Origin of the sequence: Solibacillus sp. NPDC093137 (assembly GCF_050280445.1) — a bacterium.
GTDB lineage: Bacteria > Bacillota > Bacilli > Bacillales_A > Planococcaceae > Solibacillus > Solibacillus isronensis_B.
This window is the reverse complement of record NZ_JBNNVH010000001.1, coordinates 1149824-1173882: the sequence shown is the minus strand read 5'-3', so window position 1 is coordinate 1173882 and position 24059 is coordinate 1149824. Positions and strand designations below refer to the sequence as shown.

At 37.6% G+C, this 24059-nt stretch carries 27 protein-coding genes and 1 pseudogene; 23 read left to right on the top strand and 5 right to left on the bottom strand.

Annotated features, from left to right (window positions below; all coding sequences use genetic code 11):
- Positions 1 to 176 precede the first annotated feature (176 nt).
- The 17 genes from ACQKN3_RS06020 to ACQKN3_RS05940 all read left to right on the top strand — a co-directional run bounded on the left by ACQKN3_RS06020 (position 177) and on the right by ACQKN3_RS05940 (position 17501).
- Entirely contained in the window at positions 177 to 626 is a 450-nt protein-coding gene (locus tag ACQKN3_RS06020) for an RrF2 family transcriptional regulator (RefSeq protein ID WP_427710141.1), read from the top strand.
- Between the two features lie 51 nt (positions 627 to 677).
- The gene (locus ACQKN3_RS06015; RefSeq protein WP_427710139.1) at positions 678 to 1424 is read left to right on the top strand and encodes an SDR family NAD(P)-dependent oxidoreductase; all 747 of its coding nucleotides are present in this window, start codon (positions 678 to 680) and stop codon (positions 1422 to 1424) included.
- Between the two features lie 246 nt (positions 1425 to 1670).
- A complete protein-coding gene (locus ACQKN3_RS06010; protein WP_427710137.1) occupies positions 1671 to 2885 on the top strand; it encodes an argininosuccinate synthase in 1215 nt (404 codons plus the stop codon).
- 87 nt (positions 2886 to 2972) lie between these two features.
- A complete protein-coding gene (argH, locus tag ACQKN3_RS06005) occupies positions 2973 to 4346 on the top strand; it encodes an argininosuccinate lyase (protein ID WP_427710135.1) in 1374 nt (457 codons plus the stop codon).
- Positions 4347 to 4468: 122 nt separating this feature from the next.
- Positions 4469 to 6082, top strand: coding sequence for an MFS transporter (locus ACQKN3_RS06000; protein WP_427710133.1), 1614 nt, complete (start codon positions 4469 to 4471; stop codon positions 6080 to 6082).
- Between the two features lie 278 nt (positions 6083 to 6360).
- On the top strand, positions 6361 to 7512 hold the full coding sequence (locus tag ACQKN3_RS05995; protein ID WP_251688191.1) for a toxic anion resistance protein: 1152 nt from the start codon (positions 6361 to 6363) through the stop codon (positions 7510 to 7512).
- Between the two features lie 338 nt (positions 7513 to 7850).
- Positions 7851 to 8147 carry a hypothetical protein gene (locus tag ACQKN3_RS05990; protein WP_079526514.1) on the top strand — a complete coding sequence of 99 codons (297 nt, stop codon included), beginning with the start codon at positions 7851 to 7853 and terminating at the stop codon, positions 8145 to 8147.
- A 75-nt stretch (positions 8148 to 8222) separates the two neighbouring features.
- Positions 8223 to 9134 carry a DMT family transporter gene (locus ACQKN3_RS05985; RefSeq protein ID WP_427710130.1) on the top strand — a complete coding sequence of 304 codons (912 nt, stop codon included), beginning with the start codon at positions 8223 to 8225 and terminating at the stop codon, positions 9132 to 9134.
- 51 nt (positions 9135 to 9185) lie between these two features.
- Positions 9186 to 10343, top strand: a complete 1158-nt coding sequence (locus tag ACQKN3_RS05980) for a M20 family metallopeptidase (protein WP_427710128.1) — start codon at positions 9186 to 9188, stop codon at positions 10341 to 10343.
- Positions 10333 to 11064 (top strand): NAD-dependent deacylase, encoded by a 732-nt coding sequence (locus tag ACQKN3_RS05975; protein WP_427710126.1) that lies wholly within the window; start codon positions 10333 to 10335, stop codon positions 11062 to 11064. The genes ACQKN3_RS05980 and ACQKN3_RS05975 overlap by 11 nt, the downstream gene beginning before the upstream one ends.
- Before the next feature lie 144 nt (positions 11065 to 11208).
- Complete coding sequence (locus tag ACQKN3_RS05970; protein ID WP_427710124.1) at positions 11209 to 12498, top strand: methyltransferase domain-containing protein; 1290 nt, start codon at positions 11209 to 11211, stop codon at positions 12496 to 12498.
- The gene (locus tag ACQKN3_RS05965) at positions 12488 to 15067 is read left to right on the top strand and encodes an AAA family ATPase (RefSeq protein WP_427710122.1); all 2580 of its coding nucleotides are present in this window, start codon (positions 12488 to 12490) and stop codon (positions 15065 to 15067) included. Before ACQKN3_RS05970 ends, ACQKN3_RS05965 begins: the two co-directional genes overlap by 11 nt.
- Before the next feature lie 207 nt (positions 15068 to 15274).
- Complete coding sequence (locus ACQKN3_RS05960; protein ID WP_251688179.1) at positions 15275 to 15637, top strand: topoisomerase; 363 nt, start codon at positions 15275 to 15277, stop codon at positions 15635 to 15637.
- Between the two features lie 39 nt (positions 15638 to 15676).
- Positions 15677 to 16156, top strand: a complete 480-nt coding sequence (locus ACQKN3_RS05955; protein ID WP_427710120.1) for a YjdJ family protein — start codon at positions 15677 to 15679, stop codon at positions 16154 to 16156.
- On the top strand, positions 16156 to 16365 hold the full coding sequence (locus ACQKN3_RS05950) for a hypothetical protein (protein WP_427710118.1): 210 nt from the start codon (positions 16156 to 16158) through the stop codon (positions 16363 to 16365). Before ACQKN3_RS05955 ends, ACQKN3_RS05950 begins: the two co-directional genes overlap by 1 nt.
- Positions 16366 to 16417: 52 nt before the next feature.
- Positions 16418 to 16885, top strand: a complete 468-nt coding sequence (locus tag ACQKN3_RS05945) for a GNAT family N-acetyltransferase (RefSeq protein ID WP_427710116.1) — start codon at positions 16418 to 16420, stop codon at positions 16883 to 16885.
- A 130-nt stretch (positions 16886 to 17015) separates the two neighbouring features.
- Complete coding sequence (locus ACQKN3_RS05940; RefSeq protein WP_427710114.1) at positions 17016 to 17501, top strand: hypothetical protein; 486 nt, start codon at positions 17016 to 17018, stop codon at positions 17499 to 17501.
- Between the two features lie 196 nt (positions 17502 to 17697).
- Here the strand turns inward: ACQKN3_RS05940 and ACQKN3_RS05935 are convergent, their stop codons facing one another.
- Positions 17698 to 18162: a GNAT family N-acetyltransferase gene (locus ACQKN3_RS05935; protein WP_427710112.1), complete on the bottom strand. Its 465-nt coding sequence runs from the start codon at positions 18160 to 18162 to the stop codon at positions 17698 to 17700.
- 475 nt (positions 18163 to 18637) lie between these two features.
- Between ACQKN3_RS05935 and ACQKN3_RS05930 the strand changes: the two genes are divergently transcribed.
- The 4 genes from ACQKN3_RS05930 to ACQKN3_RS05915 all read left to right on the top strand — a co-directional run bounded on the left by ACQKN3_RS05930 (position 18638) and on the right by ACQKN3_RS05915 (position 20461).
- Positions 18638 to 18826, top strand: coding sequence for a hypothetical protein (locus ACQKN3_RS05930; RefSeq protein ID WP_427710110.1), 189 nt, complete (start codon positions 18638 to 18640; stop codon positions 18824 to 18826).
- Between the two features lie 70 nt (positions 18827 to 18896).
- A complete protein-coding gene (locus ACQKN3_RS05925; RefSeq protein ID WP_427710108.1) occupies positions 18897 to 19322 on the top strand; it encodes an RND transporter in 426 nt (141 codons plus the stop codon).
- Positions 19323 to 19373: 51 nt separating this feature from the next.
- Positions 19374 to 19697 carry a hypothetical protein gene (locus tag ACQKN3_RS05920; RefSeq protein WP_251688162.1) on the top strand — a complete coding sequence of 108 codons (324 nt, stop codon included), beginning with the start codon at positions 19374 to 19376 and terminating at the stop codon, positions 19695 to 19697.
- Between the two features lie 476 nt (positions 19698 to 20173).
- Positions 20174 to 20461, top strand: coding sequence for a TIGR04104 family putative zinc finger protein (locus ACQKN3_RS05915; RefSeq protein WP_427710106.1), 288 nt, complete (start codon positions 20174 to 20176; stop codon positions 20459 to 20461).
- A gap of 149 nt (positions 20462 to 20610) precedes the next feature.
- Here ACQKN3_RS05915 and ACQKN3_RS05910 read toward each other — a convergent pair whose 3' ends face one another.
- The 3 genes from ACQKN3_RS05910 to ACQKN3_RS05900 all read right to left on the bottom strand — a co-directional run bounded on the left by ACQKN3_RS05910 (position 20611) and on the right by ACQKN3_RS05900 (position 21418).
- Positions 20611 to 21033: a hypothetical protein gene (locus ACQKN3_RS05910; RefSeq protein ID WP_427710104.1), complete on the bottom strand. Its 423-nt coding sequence runs from the start codon at positions 21031 to 21033 to the stop codon at positions 20611 to 20613.
- Positions 21034 to 21097: 64 nt separating this feature from the next.
- Positions 21098 to 21229 carry a hypothetical protein gene (locus ACQKN3_RS05905; RefSeq protein ID WP_427710102.1) on the bottom strand — a complete coding sequence of 44 codons (132 nt, stop codon included), beginning with the start codon at positions 21227 to 21229 and terminating at the stop codon, positions 21098 to 21100.
- A 6-nt stretch (positions 21230 to 21235) separates the two neighbouring features.
- Positions 21236 to 21418: a hypothetical protein gene (locus ACQKN3_RS05900; protein ID WP_251688156.1), complete on the bottom strand. Its 183-nt coding sequence runs from the start codon at positions 21416 to 21418 to the stop codon at positions 21236 to 21238.
- Between the two features lie 219 nt (positions 21419 to 21637).
- Between ACQKN3_RS05900 and ACQKN3_RS05895 the strand changes: the two genes are divergently transcribed.
- Positions 21638 to 21832 carry a DUF6980 family protein gene (locus ACQKN3_RS05895; protein ID WP_427710100.1) on the top strand — a complete coding sequence of 65 codons (195 nt, stop codon included), beginning with the start codon at positions 21638 to 21640 and terminating at the stop codon, positions 21830 to 21832.
- Positions 21833 to 22454: 622 nt separating this feature from the next.
- Here the strand turns inward: ACQKN3_RS05895 and ACQKN3_RS05890 are convergent.
- Positions 22455 to 22912, bottom strand: a pseudogene (locus tag ACQKN3_RS05890) (VOC family protein).
- 299 nt (positions 22913 to 23211) lie between these two features.
- Here ACQKN3_RS05890 and ACQKN3_RS05885 point away from each other — a divergent pair.
- Positions 23212 to 24021, top strand: a complete 810-nt coding sequence (locus ACQKN3_RS05885) for an alpha/beta fold hydrolase (RefSeq protein WP_427711612.1) — start codon at positions 23212 to 23214, stop codon at positions 24019 to 24021.
- The last annotated feature ends 38 nt before the right edge of the window (positions 24022 to 24059 follow it).

Below are 24059 nucleotides of genomic sequence, written 5' to 3'. Positions count from 1 at the left end.
TAAAGCAATATCAAAAATACATCTTTAACAGATCTGTCACAAAGATATATAAAGAATACATCTTTAACAAAATGGACACAAAACATTATAATGAATTCATCGATAAACATAAGCCGTTCTATTCGAACATTTTATTTAAAATGTTATACTTAAGTTGAAGAAAGATGGTGAACAGCGTGCGGTTAACAGTATATACAGATTATTCTTTACGTACGCTCATGTATTTAGGTGTACGGGGCAGAGAAAATTTAGTTACGATTCAGGAAATTGCAGATGCGTATCAGATATCCAAAAACCATTTAATGAAAGTAACCCATGATTTAGGGAAACATGGCTATATTGAAACGATTCGCGGACGCGGTGGCGGCATTCGTCTGGCAGTGGAACCTGAACAAATCAATATCGGTGATGTTGTCCGTAAAACAGAAGATGACTTTCACCTTGTAGAATGTTTCAATCCGGAAGGAAACCTTTGCAAAATATCACCGGAGTGCAGGCTGAAATTTGCTTTACAGGAAGCATTAAAAGCGTATTTAGCTGTGCTTGATACCTATACATTGGCGGATGTGCTCGTATCGAAAGACATTTTAAGTGAATTATTCGGCATTACCCAAACTAGTAAATAATCATTTACTAGTTTTTATATACATAAAAATAAACGGATAAAGAGGGAAGCTATGAAAAATACAGTTTTTATTACAGGTGCGACAAGCGGTATTGGACGCATCATTACAGAATTGCTTGTAAAAGAAGGTCATACTGTTTATGCAACCGGCAGAAATGACAGTGCCATTAACTATTTAAATGGGATAGGAGCGGTCGCCTTTAAAGCGGATTTAAGAATTCCATCTCATATAGATGAAGTCGTATCGCAACTACCACCAATCGACATCGCCATTTTAAACGCCGGACTGGGCTATTTTGAAAGTGCAGTTGATTTAGCAGACCAGGAAATCGACCAGATGCTCGATGTAAATGTTCGTGCGCCGATTTACTTGGCGAAGCGTTTGGCACCGGCAATGATTGAAAGAAAGAATGGTCATTTTATCTTTGTCGGCTCACAGGCAGGCAAGGTCGCTACGAAAAAAGCGAGTGTTTATGCAGCGAGTAAACATGCAATTACCGGTTTTGTGAATGGCCTTCGTCTGGAGCTGGCGGAATACAATATACACGTTACCGGAATTTATCCGGGACCGATTGATACACCGTTTATTCAAAAAGCCGATGCAACAAACGCTTATAAAGAAGCAATCGGGAAATTTCTGTTACCGGCTGAAAAAGTCGCGAAAGAAGTTGTCCATGCAATCGAGAAGCGTCCGCGTGAAGTGAATCTGCCTCGTATTATGAGTGTAACGAGTAAATTATATGCGGTAGCGCCAGCACTTGTAGAATTTGTCGGCAAAGGATTCTTTAATAAGAAGTAAGTGTGAGAGCATTCGATTTTTAATCATAAAAATTGAACTGCTCTCTTTTGAAATCTGCTGCAATTAATAGCATATTTATGCATGAACGAGAGCTTGTGAAAACTTCCGGAATGAATGTTTTTAGATTGTATCAAAAAGTGAAAAAATTTATATAAATGCAGTTGCGTTTATTTTTATAACGTGTTACTATTCGTGTATAAACTATTAATTCAATGTATAAACATACATCATTTGGGGGCAATTAACATGGCGAACAAGAAAGTCGTATTAGCATATTCAGGTGGTCTTGATACATCAGTAGCAATTCCGTGGTTAAAAGAACAAGGTTGGGACGTAATCGCAGTATGTCTTGATGTTGGTGAAGGTAAGGACTTAGAATTTATCCGTAACAAGGCACTTCAAGTAGGTGCTGTTGAATCATATATGATCGATGCAAAAGATGAGTTTGCAGAAGACTTTGCATTAATCTCATTACAAGGACACACTTGGTATGAGCAAAAATATCCATTAGTTTCTGCATTATCTCGTCCATTAATTTCTAAAAAATTAGTAGAAATCGCAAATGAAACAAATGCCGATGCAGTAGCACACGGTTGTACTGGTAAAGGAAATGACCAAGTACGTTTTGAAGTATCAATTAAAGCATTAAATCCGGATCTTGAAGTATTAGCACCTGTACGTGAGTGGGGCTGGAGCCGTGACGAAGAAATCGAATATGCAGCAAAACACGGTGTTCCAATTCCTGCAACACTCGATTCACCATTCTCGATTGACCAAAACCTATGGGGCCGTGCAAACGAAGCTGGCGTAATGGAAGATCCTTGGGTTGCACCACCAGAAGAAGCATACGGTTTAACGGTTTCATTGGAAGAAGCACCAGATACACCGGAATACGTTGAAATCGAATTTATTGAAGGAAAACCTGTTTCAATTAACGGAATTCAAATGAAACTAGCAGACTTAATTCAAGAATTAAATAAAATTGCCGGTGAACACGGTATCGGCCGTATCGACCACGTTGAAAACCGTCTAGTTGGTATTAAATCTCGTGAAGTATACGAAATTCCAGGTGCGAAAGTGTTATTAACAGCGCATAAAGAATTAGAAGATATTACATTAGTAAAAGAATTGGCGCATTTCAAACCAATCATTGAACAAAAACTATCTGAAATTATCTATAACGGTCTTTGGTTCAACCCGATCCGTACAGCTCTAGTAGCGTTCTTAAAAGAAACGCAAAAGTATGTAAACGGAACAGTTCGCGTAAAACTTTACAAAGGTCATGCGATTGTTGAAGGACGTAAATCTCCAAATTCTCTATACTCTGAAGAATTGGCGACATATTCTAAACATGACCAATTCAACCACGCTTCAGCTGTAGGCTTTATCGAATTATGGGGTATGCCAACAGTTGTAGCATCAGAAGTAGCAAAAAGCACAAAACAAACAGTAAATAAATAATTAGATATACGGTTAATGAAGTGAGCGATTCGGAACCCGAGTCGCTTCTTCTATTATGAGGAACAAAAGTTGAGGAGTGAAACTACTATGGCAAAATTATGGGGCGGTCGTTTCCAAAAGTCTGCAGAAAGCTGGGTTGACGAGTTCGGGGCATCGATTGGCTTTGATCAGCAGTTAGTATTGGAAGATATTGAAGGATCTGTAGCGCATGTCACAATGCTTGGAGCACAAAATATTTTACCAAAAGAAGATGTCGAGAAAATTCTGGATGGTCTGGCACAATTAAAAGTAAAAGCCGAAGCAGGGGAACTGGAGTTTTCAGTTTCAAATGAAGACATCCATTTAAATCTTGAGAAAATGCTGATTGATCTGATCGGTCCAGTTGGCGGGAAGCTGCATACAGGGCGCTCACGTAATGACCAAGTCGCAACAGATATGCACTTATTTTTGAAAAAACGCGTACCTGAAGTGATCGGTTTAATCGAACATTTCCAAAAAACGATTATCGAACAGGCGGAGCAGAATGTGGATACGATTGCACCTGGCTACACGCATTTACAGCGTGCGCAGCCGATTAGTTTTGCCCACCATTTAATGGTGTACTTCTGGCAGCTGCAACGTGATAAAGAGCGTTTTACAGAATCGATGAAACGCATTGATATTTTGCCATTAGGTGCCGGCGCGATGGCAGGTACAACATTCCCGATCGACCGCTTAAAATCGGCAGAACTGCTTGGATTTGCGGAAGTGTATGCCAATTCTATGGATGCGGTAAGTGACCGTGACTTTATCGTTGAATTTTTATCAAATTCAGCATTATTAATGACACATTTATCACGTTTTGCGGAAGAAATTATTATTTGGTCGACAGATGAATTTAAATTTATCGAGCTGGATGATGCGTTCTCAACGGGTTCATCCATTATGCCACAAAAGAAAAACCCGGATATGGCGGAACTGATCCGCGGGAAAACAGGCCGTGCTTACGGAAACTTAATGGGGCTGTTAACAGTTTTAAAAGGTACGCCGTTAACATATAACAAAGACATGCAGGAAGATAAAGAAGGCATGTTCGATACGATGGAAACGGTATTAGGTTCACTGAAAATCTTCGAGGGCATGGTTCGTACGATGACGGTCAATAAAGCGCGTCTACACAGTGCGGTACATTCAGACTTTTCGAATGCAACAGAGCTTGCGGATTATTTGGCGACAAAAGGAATGCCGTTCCGTGAAGCGCATGAAGTAACAGGGAAGCTTGTATTTACATGTATCCAGCAAGGAATCTACCTACTGGATTTGCCATTGGAAGAAATGCAGAAAGAATCTGCATTAATTGAAGAAGATATTTATGCAGTACTTGCACCAGAAGCTGCGGTGAGCCGACGTAATTCATTGGGCGGCACAGGTTTTGAGCAAGTGGCACTTCAAATCCAAAATGCGAAACAGCTATTAGTTTAACAATGGATGTCCTGTAAAAATTTTTACAGGGCATTTTTGTTCCTTTTTTTGGTACTTTTACTTAGTCAATTTCAAAATTAGCAGTATAATAATAGGTAACTTAAAAAGAAAGGTGTCTTTTTATGACGAATGCGAAGACTTCACAAACATGGGTGCTTACGTTATTTGCACTTGGCGTATTTATGGCGGCACTCGATAATGGAATCATCAGTGCAGCTCTCACTACGATCAACAGCTCGTTCAATGTTGAAGCAAACTGGGGAGCTTGGGGTGTCACGTTGTATACTCTTGGCTTGGCAATCAGTGTTCCGATCGTAGGGAAACTTTCGGACCGTTATGGACGAAAAAAACTGTTTATTGTTGAAATTGCATTGTTTGGTCTAGGTTCACTGCTCGTTGCACTAAGCCCGAACTTTACGTTTTATTTAATTTCCCGCTTTATCCAGGCGATGGGCGGAGGCGGTATTTTTATTATCGGTACTTCGTATGTCGTGAGTACACTGCCAGCAGAAAAGCAAGGGAAAGCATTAGGATTACTTGGCGGGATGAACGGGGTTGCCGCTGTTTTAGGTCCGAATATCGGAAGTGTCATTTTGGATCTGACAGGCAGCTGGCATTGGCTGTTTTTAATTAATGTGCCAATCGCAATTTTCCTTGTCATCATGGGTTTTCTCAAACTGGAAGAAACGAAAGACGCAGCACCCGGCAAGCTTGATATGACGGGTACGGTCCTACTTTCTGTCGCTATTTTAGGGATTATGTACGGACTGACAAATATTGAGGGCATCAACTTCTTTAGCTCTCTTATCGAACCAACAGTATATCCGTATTTGCTAGCTGGCATTATCGTACTTATTATCCTTTATTTCTATGAAACACGTCTTGAACGCCGTGGAGGGGACCCGATTTTACCGGTGGCATTAATGCGTCAGCCGACTTATTTACTGACATTGCTGCTAGGTCTTCTTTCAGGTGCGATGCTTGCGGCAATGATTTTCATTCCGGCCTTTTCAGAACAAGTATTGGGCATTAAATCCCAGCATGCTGGGTACTGGATGACACCACTTGCACTAGCTGCAGGTATCGGGGCAGCGGTTGGCGGTATTTTAGTTGATAAGCGTGGCCCGGTTTTAGCAGTACTGTTTTCAGGTCTCGTTGCTGCAATTGGCTTTTTCCTGTTCCCGACATGGATTGATGCCAAATGGCAGTTTGTTATTGCATCCGTAATTGGCGGTGTCGGCATGGGAGTTCTTCTAGGAGCACCACTGAACATATTGGCGACGGAAAAACTCGAAGCAAATAAAGGGACTGCTCTAGCGTCATTATCGTTAATCCGAACAATCGGGATGACGATTGCGCCGACAATATATGCAGGATTTATCGCACGCGGATTCAGCGAAATCCCATCGATTTTTAAAAACGATTTTCAAGGGATTCTGCAGCAAAATGTACAACAGGCGAATTTATCGGAACAGGCAACTGCGGAACTTGCACAAGTGGGCAGTCAGTTCGCGGCGGGCGGTCAGTTTTCCGAAGACCAAATGATGACTGTCGTCCAAAATATTCAGGATCCGACATTAAAGGAAGTCATTTTGAATTCTGTCAATGAAGTAACAGTCATGGCGGCACAAAACGGCTATGGCGGCTTGTTTTACTCGGCAGTTGTCATTGCCATCTGTATTTTTGCAGTTGGTTTGATTTTAAAACCGATTCGAAAAAAATCACTGGAAATTTAAAAAAGTGTTTTAGGTTGAACGATTTGGGGTAATTTATCTTTAGACTCATGCAAAGCTTGTGTGGGTGTGAAGTCTCTCCCCCAATAGTAGACTTACAAAAAGTGCCCTTTTGCGCATAAAAGGGCATTTTTTGTTGTCTGAAAGCGATGCATTTGTTTTCCGGTAGCCTTAAATTAGAATATTCACAATGTTTTGCGTTATAATTAGCAGCAACAACATGAAACTTTTCATCAAAATTTACGTAAATACTAGTAATACATAGAATGGAGGAATCGAACATGGCTGAAAATCCATTATTTGATGATTTAAATAAACGAGCTGAGCAAGAGCCGGCACCAACGACTGATATAGTCGAACAACCACAAAAACAACTTGTTTCGGAACAGGAGCTTTCTCAAATCCGTCAGCGTCAGGAACAATTAAAACAACAGCCGCAAGTTCAGCAGCTTGCAGAAAAAATTGACGTGAAAAACCAAATCGCGGTTCTCGAATTCGGTAAAGAAACGGCTCAGGGCATTTCAACATTTTCAGATCGTATGCTTGCAACAATTAAACAAAGCAATTTGGAAAAATCAACTACATTACTAAACAATTTAAATAAAATTATGGACCGCTTTGATCCCCAGGATTTCCAGGAGGAGCAGAAAAAAGGCTTCCTGAAAAAACTGTTTTCAAAAAGCAAGGAGCAATTGGAGCGCATTTTATCTAAATACGACACGATGAACAAAGAAGTCGATGTCGTTTATAACGAAATTCAGAAGTATGAAGTGGAAATGAAACAAAACACGGTGCAGCTGGAACAAATGTATGATGAGAACTTAAACTACTTCCATACGTTAAGCGAGCATATTGCGGCAATCGATATTAAAGTAAATGATTTACGACAGCAACTGCCGGCATTGTCAGCGAAAGCGGATTCCGGTGACCATGAAGCAATTATGGAGCTTGAAACGGTTACACGCGGAATCGAGTTACTGGAGCAACGAGGCTACGATCTTGAAATGGCACAGCAAGTTTCATTCCAGTCAGCGCCGCAAATTCGTTTAATGCAGCAAGGGAACAACCATTTGATCGGAAAAATCAACTCAGCATTCGTGACGACAATTCCGATTTTCAAACAAGGTCTGATCCATGCCGTTACAATGCAGCGACAAAAGCTTGTTTCCGATTCGATGGCTGAACTGGACCGTCGAACAAATGAAATGCTTGTACGAAACGCGGAAAATGTGCGACAAAATTCAGTGAACATTGCGCGTCAGGCAGGCAGTCCGAGCATCAAAGTTGAAACGATCGAAACAACGTGGAAAACGATCATTTCCGGTATTGAAGAAACAAAACAAATTCAGGCAGAAACAGTGCGCAATCGTGAAGAAGGTCGTAAGCGTATTGAACAATTACAGCTTGAATATGAAAAATTAAAGAGCATGTAATCAATACATTATTCTTACAGGCATCGAGCAACCATTGCTCGATGCCTTTTATCATTTTTCGGAACGCCCTTTACTTTTTTTAAAATGCCAAGCTTTTAATATTTTCAATTATAGGAGGGTTGGGGGGCTGCCATCTATTGTGGCATACACCTAATATTCGATAAATATATATTCAAAAATACGAATTAACATTCAATTTAAAAGCTTGTTATATTAGGCAAATTAGCGGTCTAAAATTTCCTCTTGGTGATTAATTAGGGGTGAATTTGGTGAAATTGGGTAAATAACAACAAAAGAAGATTTACACAAGTATTGCCATGAGGGAAGGGAAGACAAAGATGGAAAAGAACTTAATGAAAATCGACGAATTTCTTAAAATGCCGAAAAGTGTTATACGCAGAGCAAATGAACGGGACGTATTGAGTATAAAGAATGAGCTGCTGATATTAATGAATGAAAAAAGCGATATGTATGATAAGGCACATATCCGAAAATTAATTAATGAAATACAGTTTTTAAATGTGTTTGTAGTAAAGGATGATTTTGATAAAACCGTATTTTCCTACGAACCCCCAAAGTATGCATCACCCCGTGTAACGATTAAAGAAAGTGGTTGGATTGAGCTAATCAAATAATAAGTACTATATTCCCGACAATGGAATCATGATAAAATTTTATTATGATTAGAACGTTGGAAGAAGGTAGTAGTTGTGGAACGATTGAAAGGCATAGCGATGATAATAGTAGGCTCGATGTTTTGGGGGGCTACCGGTCCGATGATGGAATGGCTCCTGCAAAATACAGCAATGACCGCACAGTTTATGCTTGCAGTACGATTAACGATCGCAGGTATTTTAATACTTGGCATTGCAGCTATGCAGAAAAAATCGGTATTCTCCATTTGGAAAAACCGGAACCATTCCGTACAGTTACTTGTTTTCAGTGTAATCGGAATGGTAGGGTTACAATTTACGTTTGTAAAGTCAATTGAAGTGAGCAATGCGATAATTGCAACACTATTGCAGTTTTTAGCGCCCATCTTCATCGTGATCTATACATCGGTTATTGGGAAGGTTCTTCCTCCACGCAGTCAACTAATCGGTATTTGCGGTACGCTTTTCGGGCTGTTTCTATTGCTGACAAATGGCTCGGTTTCTGGGTTACTTGTAAGCAATGAAGCGCTTGTATGGGGGCTGCTGTTAGGATTTACGTATGCATTTTATACACTGTATCCTGCTCGGTTAATGGCTGAAGTAGGGGTAATCATTATAATCGGCTGGGGTATGATTATAGGCGGGCTTATATTTTCGGTAACGGGACAGCTTTGGGAACCGGAGCAATGGCTGTTGCTGCTGGATCCGGTAAATGTAGTCATCATTATTGCTACGGGCATTTTGGGATCCTTCGCCTATATTTTATTTTTAACAAGCCTGAAATACATATCACCAGTTGAAACGAGTATTTTATCGAGTTTCGAACCGTTGACGGCAATGGCGATTTCCGTTGTCTGGCTCGGTGCGACATTGTATAACTGGCAGTATGTCGGTATTTTATTAATGCTAGTATTTGTCGCCTATTTATCAATTGCCGGGAGCAAAAAGTCTCCCACTTCGAATGTCTAAGTGAATGTCACTTAGGCATTTTTGGGTATAGAAAACGAAGGAGGCGTTGTTATGGAAGCATTCGATTTTTTTACATTGCATGAAAAGGATATAAAAGATGATATTAAACGCTTAGTATTAGCCGATTCACCTTCGCAAAACAAAGAGTTGCTTGATCTATGCAAAGATGTACTACAGTCGATGTTTTATGACTATTTTCATGTGAAGGCAACGGAATATGCGATGGAGCATAACGGCAATCATCTCCGCTTTGAAATGGGCGAAGGAACCGAACAGATTTTAATGATCGGTCACTATGATACCGTTTGGGATAAAGGGGCTTTACCGTACCGGGAGGAAGAAGATAAAATTTTTGGTCCTGGTATTTTGGATATGAAATCAGGTCTCGTCAGTGCTATCTGGTTTTTTAAATATGTCCAAAAAATGAATCTACCTTTGAAGCGGCGGGTTGTTTTTTTCCTGAACAGCGACGAAGAAATTGGAAGCCCTACATCCAGAGCGCTAATCGAAGAAGAAGCAAAAAAGTCGGTGGCGGCTTTTATATTGGAGCCTGCTGTTACTGTTTCGGGTGAACTGAAAATTGCGCGGAAAGGGACATCCAGGTATTTACTGAACATTCGAGGGCTAGCATCGCATGCGGGCAATAATCCGCGGGATGGTGTCAGTGCGATTACGGAAGCAGCAAGGCAAATCCTGAATATTGATGCACTCAACGATTACGAGAAGGGGACAACGCTGAATGTCGGTATGATTCAGGGCGGCGGTAAACTGAATGTCGTACCTGATGAAGCGCACGTAGGAGTCGATGTCCGATCGGTTACTCGCACAGAGCAGGAACGTATCGACGATTATTTTGAAGAGCTTAAACCATATGATCAGCGTACGAAAATCGAAATCGATGGGGGAGTTAACCGGCCGCCGATGGAACGTGATGAAGACAGCGAAGAATTGTTCGAAATTGCGCAGGAAGAGGCGGAGGAACTTGGTTTTGATGTAGATGAAGCGTCAGTCGGCGGTGCAAGCGACGGCAATTTCACGTCGTTATACACGCCAACATTGGATGGTCTTGGACTAGTTGGGGACGGTATTCACGCAGAACATGAGCATATTTTAAAAGAGCATATCATTGAACGTTTTGCACTTTTGACGAATACATTGCTGGAAGTTGTGAATGAAATTGAGATGGAGGGGAATCGGAATGACGGCTGAAACACTGGCTCACTTGATAAAAGATTCGAATCGTACGGTCGTGCTGACAGGTGCGGGGATGTCGACTGAATCGGGCATACCGGATTTTCGCTCGTCAACAGGCTTGTGGCAAAATATCGATCCACGTATTGTTGCCTCTACAGAAAGTCTGCAAAAGAACTATGAACAGTTCCGTGAGTTTTACCAGATGAGGATTACCGCATTGGTCAATTGCAAACCCCATCAAGGACATCTAATATTGGCGGACTTCGAAAAGCGCGGACTTGTTTCGCTTATCGCTACCCAAAATGTCGACCAGCTTCACCAGCAGGCCGGAAGTAAAAATGTAGCGGAACTTCATGGCAATATCGTGTCAATTCGCTGTCAAAAATGCGGCAAACCCCATGGGAAAGAGCAGTTTTTGAATTACAGTATTTGCACATATTGTTCGGGGAAATTACGACCGAATGTAGTTCTGTTTGGTGAAACATTACCGACGGAGGCATGGGAACGTACGCTACACGAAATACACGAGGCAGACCTTGTCATAGTGATCGGCACAAGTTTGGAAGTATACCCTGTCAATCAGATGCCGAGCATGTCGAAAGGGAAGCTCGTCTATATTAACCGCGAGCAAACATCCACGAGCTTACATTATTCTTTTGATTTAGTGTTGGAAGGGTCGGCCGGGGAGATTTTGGCGGATGTTCATCGAGAGTTGGGGGATTTCAAAAAGTTATAACAAAGCCTGTATGAAAATGCAGGCTTTTTACTTTGGCAGTAATGAAAGCTATAAACAACAAATTGCAAATTTACAAACATTTACTCAAGTACTCCTTTATAATAGAATTTAGTAATTATCCCTAAAAGGAGAATATGTAACATTATGCAATTATCTATTTACACGAAAAATCCGCATGCGAGAGCAATTTCACATTTACTGGCGAAAAACCCGGCTACCGTTTATGAGCGCAAAGTAAAAGGGCACGCAGTACGATTTGTATATCATAAAATGACAGATGACGAATTATACGCTTCCATCTTTGTTACACCTGATTCATTGGCGCTTGTAAAAGACAATGAAGCGTTTGATATTACCCATTACATTAATGACCGTGAATTTGCTGTAAGTACCATTTTCTTATCGCTTATTCGTTCAGCTTTAGGCACAGCGCTGAACGGAAAGCCTAAAGAAGAATATTTACAATTTGCAGCAATGGACTTTCCGTTTACATTTGAGTTTGGTCCAATTTCATCAAAGCTCACAGACGAGGAACTCCGAAATTTATGGGAACCGTTAGGCTATGAAGTAACGATTAACACAATGACTGACGCTAAACGCGCACGATTCTTAACGCTTGCAAATACCATTACGTTAAAGAAAGCACTACAGCAAATTTTTATATTAATCCCGGTTATGGATGACTATAAGCATTATTTTATTGATGAAGCCGAGCGGGAGCGTATAGAAAACTACGGTGAAGGCTGGCTTGAAACTCATCCGATGCGTGAATTTATTTACAAAAAAGCATTGCGCTTTAAACAATTGTACATGACAGAAGAGAATGAGCAAAAAGTCGATAAACCATCTTTAAATACGCGTCGCTATGAAACAATTGCCGAGGCAGTAACAGCATTAAAACCTGAAACGGTTATCGATATGGGGGCAGGAGAAGGGAAGTTATCGATGCTTCTTGCGCATATCGATACGATTAAAAAACTGTACAGTGTAGATCCTAGTAATCATGCACTTGCTAAAATGCAAAAACGTTTTGCCGATCAGCAATTTGCTACAAGACCTATTATTAAGTGGGGATCACTTTACTATGAGGATAAAGAGTTTACAGAGGCGGATGTCTTTATTTTATGCGAGGTTATTGAACATATAAATGAGGAACGACTGCCTCAAATGATGCAGCTCATCACACAAAATTATACGCCTAAGCATTTAATTATTACGACACCAAACGCAGAGTATAATACAGTTTACGAACTTGAAGATATGCGCCACGATGATCACCGCTTTGAATGGAATCGCAAGCAGTTTGAGGCATGGTGTAAAGCAGTTGCGCCAAACTATGATTTACAATTTGAAGGGATCGGTTCTGTACATGAACAATATGGTGCTCCTACTCAAATGTGTATCATGACAAGGAGAGATTCACATGCAATTTAAACTTCCAAACGGGGCCATCGTACTTGTAATAGGGCCATCGAATAGCGGGAAATCCACATTACTGCAATCATTAGTCGATTCAGGTCAGCTCCTTGAAAGCGAGATCATTAGCTCTGACTACTATCGTCGGCTTGTGGCGGATATAGATTTCATCGATTTTACAGCGGTATCTAAAGATGATGAGGATATTGTTTATGAAGAATATCAGCGTATTTCAGAACAGGCGTTTCACGCACTTCATACGGTTGTGGAAGCCCGTGCAAAGCTAAATAAAGTATCGATAATTGATGCCACAAATTTACGCGGCTTTGAACGTGTCAAATATTTTGGAATTGCTAAACGTCATCATGTACCTGTTTTAGCGCTAATTTTGAATACACCAAAAGAGCAGCTGCTTGCACGTGATGTGTTGCGTGATAACCCTAGAGGTCGTAAACGTGTGCTGCAGCAATTTAATACGTTGAAATATGAGTTGAAAACAATAAAGAAAGAGCCATTCGCCAAAATTTATAAAGTAAATGACGAAAGCGTCGAGATAGTGCGAGAACCGAATAAGCTTTGTTTAGAAATCGAAAGCGGTTTTGATATTATCGGGGATATTCACGGCTGCTATGATGAGATGCTTGTGCTCTTGAAGGATCTTGGATATGAGCAGCGCGGCGATGTATATGTTCACCCAGCTGGACGCCGGTTAATTTCTGTCGGCGATATTATGAGCCGCGGCCCTAAATCAATTGAAACAATGCAATTTTGGTTGAATCAGATTGAAGCAGGACTAAGCTATATGACAGACAGCAATCATGGCTGGAAATTAGCGCGCTGGTTGGACGGGAAAAATGTATCTCTAAATCATGGGGATGAACTTGTCGAGCAAGAATTTACCGAGTATGAAAAGGTGTATGGAGAAGAGGCTGCTAAGGCACTAAAAGAACAATTTGCTAACATGCTTTTAAAAGCACCGTCACATTATATTTTAACGAAAAATAATATGACAAAAGCTGTTGTTACACACGCCGGCATTAAGGACCATTACATCGGGAAGGAATCTAAACGCATATCTGATTTTTGTCGATACGGTGATATTCAGCAAACGGACAGCTCCAGTAAGCCTGTTCGCGGTGATTGGTTCTCGCAGCATAAAACGAGCGAACTGATCATTTGGGGACATGACGTAAAAGTACAGCCGTTTAAAGCAAACCGAACAATTAATATTGACCAAGGTGTTGTATTTGGCGGGGAGCTTACGGCATTTCAATATCCTGAGCAGACATTCAAAAGTGTTAAGGCATTCGCGAATTATGCCGGGACTGAGGGCAACCCTATTTTAGAGGCGAAAAATAAGCGGTTCAGTCCGCCAAATGTTGCACAATTTATAAATGGCTTTGCGGTTCATACAACGAGCGGGGATCAAATAACAATCCCGAAAGAAAATGCATTGGCAGCAATGGATACATTTTCTCACTATACATTGCCCTTGGAGCAGGTAATTTACATTCCGCCAACAATGAGTCCAACACCCCAAACATCTGCGTTACCGGATTACTTGGAACACCCTGCAGATGCTTTTCATTACTATAAGAAAAACGGTATTCAAAAATTGATTGCCCAGAAGAAGCATATGGGTAGCCGCGCTGTGATCTTTATTGCAAAAAATAAAGAAGTTGCAAAAGAGCTCATTAACAGTGATAGCCTGGGCTACATTACAACTCGTACAGGCCGCGCCTTCTTTGAACAAAAAGAGCAGCAACAGATGGTGGAGAATATTCATGCTGAGCTAGTCGGTAAAAATTACTTCGAGCAATTTAATACAAATTTCGTCTTAATGGATGCCGAAATATTACCATGGAATTTAAAAGCACAAAGCTTAATCGATCAACAATATGAAACGGTCGCTGAAAATGCGTTGATGGATCGCTATAAACTTATCGAAAAATTGAAAGCAACAGAGCATGTGGACGTGACGAGCTGGATGGAGGAATATACCGATAAATATAAAAATGCTGCACGCTTCGATGCGGTTTTCAAAAACTATTGCTGGCCAACAAATGAGCTTTCAGGCATACAAATAGCACCGTTCCATATTCTTGCACATAGCTCATCAGCAAACTTCCACCAGTCTCATAGCTGGCATATGAAAATGAATGCGTATTTGGCCGAAAACAGCTCGCTATTTATAGCGACAGAATACCGTTTGATTGAAAGCGAGCAGGATGAACAGGAAGTAATAAATTGGTGGAAGGACATGACTGAAAATGGTCATGAAGGCATTGTTATTAAGCCATTTGATTTCCTGGCTTATCATAAAGGGAAATTACTGCAGCCGGCTATAAAAGTACGTGGCCGTGAATATTTACGCATCATTTATGGCATGGACTATACAAATGAAGACACTATGAAGAAGTTAAAACAGCGTAACCCTTCCCGGAAAATGAAGAACGCTTTATTGGAATTTAAATTAGGTCTGGAAGGGATTTCACGCTTTGTAAGTTTGGAAAGCAGCAATCGTGTACATGAATGTGCACTTGCAACGCTTGCGTTAGAAAGCGATACAATCGATCCGCGCTTATAAAATAATATCAGACTCTCTTTAATTCAGTTAATTGGATTGGAGGGAGTTTTTGTTTTGCTGCAAGACTTTAAATTGCTAGGCAAACAAGTAGAAATTAGCCACTGTATAATTAGGTGTGTAAATCCTGAAAAGGAACTTTTTTGAAGCTGTTTCGTTAAAATAACTGATCTTTGAGTGCATGAATCAACATAAAGGGAGGTCGGAAAGTTGAAAAAAGTTATAATTACCGTGGTTGTGATATGTTCAATATTGTTAGGCGGATGTAATAAAATTGAGGTAATAGAAAGCGAGCAGGAAGTTATAGTTTCTTATAAAACCTTATTTGCGGAATTACAAAATGAAATTATAGTATCAGTTACAGAGAAAACGGAACTTGAAAGTGATGCGCTCGCTCTAATGATAGATGGTGGAGCAAGTGATTTAACAGTTTCAGTAGGTTACCCGAAAGATTCAAAAATTGATGCTACGTTGATTCAACAAATAGTAGAAGACTCGATCAATAATATTTCTGAAAAAGATACAACTAGCGAAGAGAGAGTAAAAATAACTATTAAAATCGAGAAATACTAGCAGATAGTATGGTTGAAAAGAGTATGTGGAGGTTTGAAGTTGTTTAAGTATGTTTTGCAAATTATAGCTGGGGTCTTAACATTAGTAGTATCAACTTTTATTGCAAGGTATGAAGGAAGCGCAATTATAGAAAATACATTAGAATGGAAGTACTCAACACCGTTTACTAGTTTGTTTCAAAGGGAGATTATTAATTCGTATGATATTAGCCAACTCGATTATTTCGTTTATGCAGCTAAATTTCAGCCTTTCTTTCCAACAATTATGATAGCAAGTGTCCTCTATATTCTAAGTGTAACTGGCTATTTTCTTATAAAAAGAAAACCGAAATGGGGAATTGGTTTCTGTGGATTAATAGGTTTTATACTCTTATTATTTAGTAGCTTGTTTTATAATTCCACAACTATGGGGGGGAATGTTTTTTTCTGGATTTCCTCAATAAGCGGACTTTTATTTATAGTAATTACAGTTTTACAGTATAAGTTGCATAATACTAAAATGTTAACGGAGGTTAAATAATGCCAGTTATTATGACGAGTGTTTTCTCGGCAATCATCATTTTTATTACTGTTTTTTCTATGATTAAAGTATTAAGTATAGCCTATAAAAGAAAAGAGATTTCTATGTCAAAATATAGAGTGTATGCAACATTTTTTATCGTGGCAGGGATTTTAGTTGCTGCAATAATACCTTTTGGTTATCAAAAAATATATGAAATGATCCTCTAACTGTGTCATGCAATTTAGCATAGTGAAATTATGATTGGAGCTGATTAAAGCAGTGAAACAATTAATACCTATGAATGAAGTTGAATACGATACATACATAAAAGATAAAACGGAGAGGTATGCTCTTACCCTTGAAGAAAATACTTTTGAAATGATAAGTGAAACTGCTTTTGTTAGAGCAGAAAAAGCGATAAAAGGATATTTGCCAAATGGATTCAACACAGAAAATCACGAATTCTATAATATTTTAGAAAATGAAAAAGTGGTAGGTTATGTATGGATAAAAATAGTAAAAGAAAACAAAAGTGCCTTTTTATATGAAATCTATCTCAAAGAAGAGTTTCGTTCTAAAGGGATTGGGAAAAAGGTGATGACTGAGCTTGAATCCCTTTTAGCTGTTCGTAAAATTGCCTTTTTTAAATTACATGTTTTCGGAAATAATGAACATGCTCTAAATTTATATAATAATCTGGGTTTCCGTGTTGCAGGTATCAACATGTATAAAGAAATAGACAAATAAATATTTATTTTAAATCTGTGAATTTATTTTAATATAGGGAGGGGTAGTAATTAGCCCAGCAACTATCGGCTTCCTTAAACTAGCGCGACAATCTGTAAGAAGGTGAGTAATAAAACAAATGAGCCAGCATATGGATACAAAAATTTTGTATTATAAAAAATTTAAAGGTGAAGAAATGCCTATTAACTACATTAATTGGGCTAACAGCATGTTGGAAAACGAAAACTCTACAACATCCCTAAATATCCTTGCTTCTTTGAGAGAACCGTTAAATATTTTTGAAATTGAAGAATATTTTAAAAGAGCTTTGGGTGAATTAGGTATGAAGGAGCCTTCAAATGTAGAATGTGCTAAACACTACATACGTCATTTATTGAAGAAAATATTAAATGATAAAAATAATGCAATAAACTTAGCTTATGAAATATATGAAGTGGTGCGTGAACACTTTTTTAATGAGGAGTTAGAGATATGGTATATATGGTATGGAATAAGTGAAATGATAGACGACTTTCGATATGGAGATAATCCAAGAAACATCACTCATGAATACCTAATTTCCATTATTGTACACGAAACGAAAAAACAATTAAGTAACAAGTTTTATATTTACTAAGGTGATTTTTCTTAAAAAACGTATTTCAACAAACCTGTGTTTTCCTTGAAAATGTAAAGGTCTTTTTGCGTTAAGTACTGGTTTGCGACATCGGTATAAAATGCTGCATTAACAATATCAAAAGAATAGGCACGAAATGCTGATATAACTACATTCGTGCCTTACTGCTGTATTCCCAATCTTTTATTTGGAAACGTTATTTTGTTTGAAGATGTGTAAGCTTATACTCCATAAAAGGATATATTCTACCAGGTATAACTGTTGATTCCACATAAATTATTCTTTTTGCACCCATTTTTAAGTAAAATTCATATGCATTTGGATCACTATTAAATTGGAAGCTACTTAATCCAAATTCTTCCGCCTTCAGTAAAATATCTTTCCATAATAATCTCCCTAAGCCTTGACCAATGTATGTAGGGGCTACAAATAAGGATTCTAATTCTTTCGTTTCTATACACAAACAATAGAACCCTTTAATAGCCTTTTCTTCTTCTAGCAGATAAATAACTTTAGACTGGATATCGTCTACTGTAAGTGTTAAAACATCTTTCCATGCATTCATAAAATCATCTGAATAACCCCAATAGCCTTTTGCTTTAAAAGCTATATCCGTCAGTGTCGCTGCATCCTCGACATTTGCTTTTCTTATCTTATTCATAACATATTCCTCTTAATCCATATTTTCAATATGCCGCATTCATTCCAATCAACAAATTCTTAATTCCTGATGAAGGATTGGGCTTAAACTTTTAGTATTTACTTCATCTTTTAATCTCCCTTATTTCGTAATGCGCTGTACAGACGGAAAAAACGAGAAATAGTTTCAATATATTTTAGATTTTTATGAAACGCCCATATCTCCATATATGCCAGTCCTTGAATTAGAATGGTCCTTGTCATTATCTGGCGTTTTCCTTGAAGAAGAGTCTTTTTTTATTGAAAGCCACACATTCAATTAAGAAAAATTGAGGATAATTTCGGTTAATAGTCGTAAAATAGTAAATGAAGGGAATGTTTGGGTATAAGATGGGGGTTCAAATTGTTTTAAAGTTATCGTTGATGGAAATTCTAAATAAGGTTTAACGGACAGAGAACAACTAATTTTACAAAATTCAATTTTACATTTTTCAACAATGACAAATGCAATTATTACAGACGCAGGTGTAATGTTAAACCCGCCGGATGAAGGTACAATTGGGATTACTTTTGTATATCCTGAAGCGCTAGATGCTGAAAAGGAAGTTGAAGTTCGGGAAAGTATTGTTAAAAGATTGAACAGCTTTTTTGTGTCAAATCTTGAATTAAATGCAGTTATTACTTGAAAAATCAATCATCAAAAATTGGGCACTTTTGCTGGAAGACTGTCAGAGTGGTCTTTTCTGAGGAGGAAAGATGAAAAGCAAAAATATTATAAAAATAATAAACTGGGTTACATTTATTATAATTTTATTGGTCGGAATTTTTACAGCAGGGTTTTCGCTGTATGACTTAAGTACACAGGTTGCCTTAGGGGAAGAAGGGCAGTCTCGCGCAGGATTCCGGTGGGGGATATTCCACATCATCATTTTAGTTATAATAGTAATGTCAGCTGCCTTTTTAGGTTTTGCTTGGAAAATATTATTCCCGTTTAATGTACCCATTGCAATAATAATAGCTGGTTTATGCTATCAACTATTTTTCCTTACGTTCACTATTGGTTGGGTCGGTTTAAATGGAACATTTGGCTTCGTTATCGCATTTTTGATTGGAATAATATTAATTATTTCTTACACAGTTTTAAAATTTCTAGAAAGCCGTAAGCGCAGTGAAACGAATTAAAAGGTTCAATGCTATTTTATTTAATTAGGGCTGTTAAGAGGGGGCATTATTATGGGCGGAGATTCTATTGTTTGGTTGGTTATAATTTTGTCTATTTTAATTTGTGATGGAATAGCCGTGTATTTATACCGTATAAAAAAATTCCCTATATGGGCATCGGCAATTTTTATAGCCCTTTTAGTTCCAGTGATCGTTTATATTTTTGTTTCTTTAGGAATTGATTATTTTAAAAAAACCAATACCGATCTGGATGATACAGGAGAAGGAATAGCTTTTGCAGGTGGATTTATTGCAATAGTACTGGCATTCAATGCGATAGTTATGTTTGGAACTGGAGTTATTTTAAATATCTACACTTTCATAAAAAAGAAATAAAGGGTATAACTGCATTTGAAATAATCCTTTGGGTGATAGTTTGTTAAGAATAATTTTTTCGGTAGTATCCGCATTTCTTTGTATTTTAACAATTTCATTATTTAATAAAATACCTTTTCATTTGGGGGGGGGATTTTTAATAAATACAAAATATAAGAGGTTTAAATTGTGAAATATAAGCTTTGGAATGGTGCATCAGCCATTATAAATAAAGATAATCGTGTAGTTGTATCAGTGTCTATAACCTTCAGAGAATGTCCTTAACACATCAATTCGCAACATCGCATAAATTTATGTGGTCTTGTTAAAATCGATGTTAAAACTTGTGTGAAATGTTAGCATATATCGATCGAAATTCTTTCTTTTGAAAGGGATATGGAAAATTTACGCTAAAATGAATTTATATATTGTGAAGTAATGTACTTAAACAAACGGGGCAGTTTAGTTTAATAGCGGAAAAAAGGGGGGCGTCGTTTTTGCAAAAATGTATAAAATGCAATAGTCAATTTGGTTGGAGAAAAATCTTTCAATCTTATAAATGGACATACGGACCACTTGAATGTGACAATTGTGGTTCTATACATAAGATAGCTATTTTTGGGAGATTTACGGTTGCATTCCTGACAATGTTACCATTTCTGATAGTTCAATTTTTTCTTATTCCTTCCGATAATGTCTTTTTAACCATTGGTGGGTCAGGTCTTATGGCAACGGTCTGTTTTTTACTCTCGCCATTTGTTGTTCGATACAAAGAGAGATTGTGAGGAAAACTTTTAGTAACGGAGGGCTTTAGTTTAATTAGGTTAGTAAAATATTATATCAAAATTTTTCGCCCTTTTTTGATTGATTCGAGATATGTTTCGTGTAATGCCATTTGATGTATCATGAATTCTCCTCCAGTTACATTTAATTTTTATTCTAAATGTAATAAATCACTTTTTGAATTGGATGTAGAAAACCCTTGTTGGGTAATATCATGTTTATTACGAGCGAAATATGTATATTCCACTTGTGGTTCATTATCAAATATGACACCAATAAAATATGGATTCGAGGATTCATAACCATCTTCACGATGAGGCACTGTTCGAAATTCCCATGTTTCCCCAGGGTACTTTTTCTCCAAATGCAACTGTATATAACTTACCTTCTTTTCAATTTGTATATCTGTCCAAGATGGACGTACGAAATAAATGATGCCAAAAGACACTAAAAATAATAGAGCCAACCCCTGAATCCTTTTTCTCCGCTTTCCTTTAAAGATAAAAGAAATGAATAAAATAAAAACTAAAATTCCACTGGCTAGCATCAATTGAATAAATTCTATTGGGTGCAATGAATCCCCCCCTTTTTTCAGTTAGTCCGTTAATCAAATTAAAACGTCCCCAAACCTGAAGTGACTATTCTTCCGATTCACTATAAGGATATACATACATATCAATATCAATAAATGCATTGATAGCAGAAGCAAATTGACTAAATTCAGGTGAAATTACCAAACCAGGTGTTTGACCATCATGCATTGTTATCACTAACCACTAGAACTCTTTAATAAATGCGTTCAGTAAAAGAATTAAAATTCCTAATACAACACAAATATCAACAATGACTATACCAATTTTGTTATTATTCTTTTCTTCGTTACGCTGTTGTTTTATTTCCCTATATAAACCTTGCACTTTTCTTTGCATCTGAATTTTATCGTGTTTATTTTTGCTCAATCTTTTCTCCTCCTTTAATTATAATAATATTTCTAGAAGACTTTTCTGTATTCCTTTAAATGTGCCGAAAGCGGTGGCAACTTTTGAACAATGACTTCTACCAATTCCGTTATATAATAGCTGGATTGGTAGTCCTCATTCGGATATTACCAACAACGCTTGGGGAATGCTAAAATTGAACTAATAAAGGTTTGACAAATAGAAGGGGAGAATAAAAATATGAAAGAATTTTGCTGTGAGTATATGGATTATCATGCAAATTTCAAGTGTGATATTCATAAAAATCCTTATGATTGTCCTGATAATATAATTATATTTTATGAAAAATCTAATGACTACGGAATAATAATTCATGATGGTGGTTCTTCAAGAATAGAAATTAACTTTTGTCCATGGTGCGGAAAAAAATTATAATATGTTCCCAATTTGTCAAAGGCTTTAGGGAAATAAGCAAAAGATTATCAATGATGAATAGTGAAAATTAAAATTAAAGGTGTTCTATCGTTCTATGTAATATTCATTGGCACTGAATATACTTAAACTAAAACTAATTAGTTCCATTGGTAAATAATCCTAAGTAAACTGAAACCAAATCAGAGTTCAACCGTATTAGTAGTATTAGTTTACTGGGGTGATGCTAAAATTCTGCAAAATGTGTTAGAAATAATTATAGGGGTTATCTTAACTATTCCACTATATGGGGTATTAATTTGGAGTTATTTCTACCCTGAAGAAAGCTTACTAGTTGGAAAAGGGTGGATGTACAAAGAGGAACCTGAAATATCGGACGGCGCTATTCGTTACATAAAAATTGCATCAGTAACCAGTATTATTGGTTTAACACTATTTTTCGGTATTTTCATATTAGCACAACTTAGAAATTGATACTTTGCAGGGAGATTGAGATCTTGGAATGGCATTACAAGTAAATAAAAAGGGTCATACATAATCGTGCACTTTCCTTTAAAAAGGAAGGTGTATTTTCCAGTAAAGGCCATAATTAGCTCACATTTGAGTTGATAGAAAATATCTGTTGTTACTCTTCTCTTTTCAGCCAATCTTCTAAAGTCATCATCTTAAAATCTTCTTGGAAATCTATTCGGATGGGAGCGATTAATTCAATTGAATTACCATCAGGGTCATCAAAGTATATTGCAGCATGTGCATGTGGATTATTAGGTAATACTAGTGGTTGACGATCTTCATTAAAGCCAAATGAAGTACGAATAGCGATTCCTCTTTCATTCAGCCATTTTTTAGATAAGATGATATCCTCTTTCTCTACTCGAAATGCGATATGACGTATAGAAGGATGATAGGCTAGCTCAACTTTTTCGCTTTCCCATAAACCAAGCCAGCTTTCATCTTTTACAATCCAAAAAAAGCTAAATTATCTTGTTTGTAAGCTAACTCTAATCCTAAATTTCGGTAAAATAAAATGGAGTTTTTTAAGTTACTTACTGGTAAATGTGCTTCATATAAACCTTTTATCATAGTGACACCCCTAGTTTCAAATATTGTATTCATATTACCGTTTTATGGGAGTTACCGCTTCATTCAAAGGTCTAATATTCCTTCATTAAATCCTCAATCTATCTTCTTTAATCAGCATACATGCCGTGATACCCAAACATATTTGTCTATTTATGTTAAAATATAACAGAATGAAATATATTTAAACTAACGAATCGTATAGTAAATCAAGAAAGATTGCTGAAATTTCGAGTTGTTTATGGAGATATTAAATGTCCATTTCAATACATCTGATTTATAAGAAAGGAAGAGAAAAAATCATGTCGATTTTTTATAAAGAGATTGGAGAAGGCTTTCCAATCGTTATGTTGCATGGTTGGACACTTGATCATCAAGTGATGTTACATGCAATGGAACCTTTATTTGAGAATAGAAGCGGTTGGAAGAGAATATATATAGACCTGCCTGGTATGGGTCATTCCCAGTCACAACAATCTATTCAAAATTCTGATGATATTTTAGCATCAATATTGCTTCTTCTGGATGACATTATCCCTAATCAACCGTTTATAATTTGTGGTAATTCGTATGGTGGATATATTGCAAGGGGTATAGTCCATTCACGACAGGATACAGTTCGTGGATTATTGCTGATGGCACCATTAACTATACCTGAAATCGATAAAAGGGTAGTACCACAGCATACCGTCTTAAAAAGAGATTGCAACTTAATATCAGATTTGTCTCCGGAAGGTGCTCACGAATTTTGCTCTATGGGGGTAGTGCAAGGTCAAACTGAGTGGGAGAGGTTTCAAAAGGAAATTTTAGTTCCTTCTCAAAAAACAAATTACGAATTTTTAAACCACATTCGTCAAAACGGGTATGGATTTACCTTCGATATTAAATGTAAACTTGAGTATCCCACGCTCATTATTACAGGGCGTCAGGATAATGTAGTCGGTTACCATGATGCATGGCGATTAATTGAAGATTATCCAAGGGCAACTTTTGCCGTACTTGATATGGCTGGTCATAATCTCCAAATCGAACAAACTGATGTCTTTAACGAGTTAGTTCATAACTGGTTAAACAGGCTTGAGTTAGAAAATTTTAGACCGGTATCACCTTAACGATTAAGATTACGAAGAAACTTAAAATAAGACTCTTT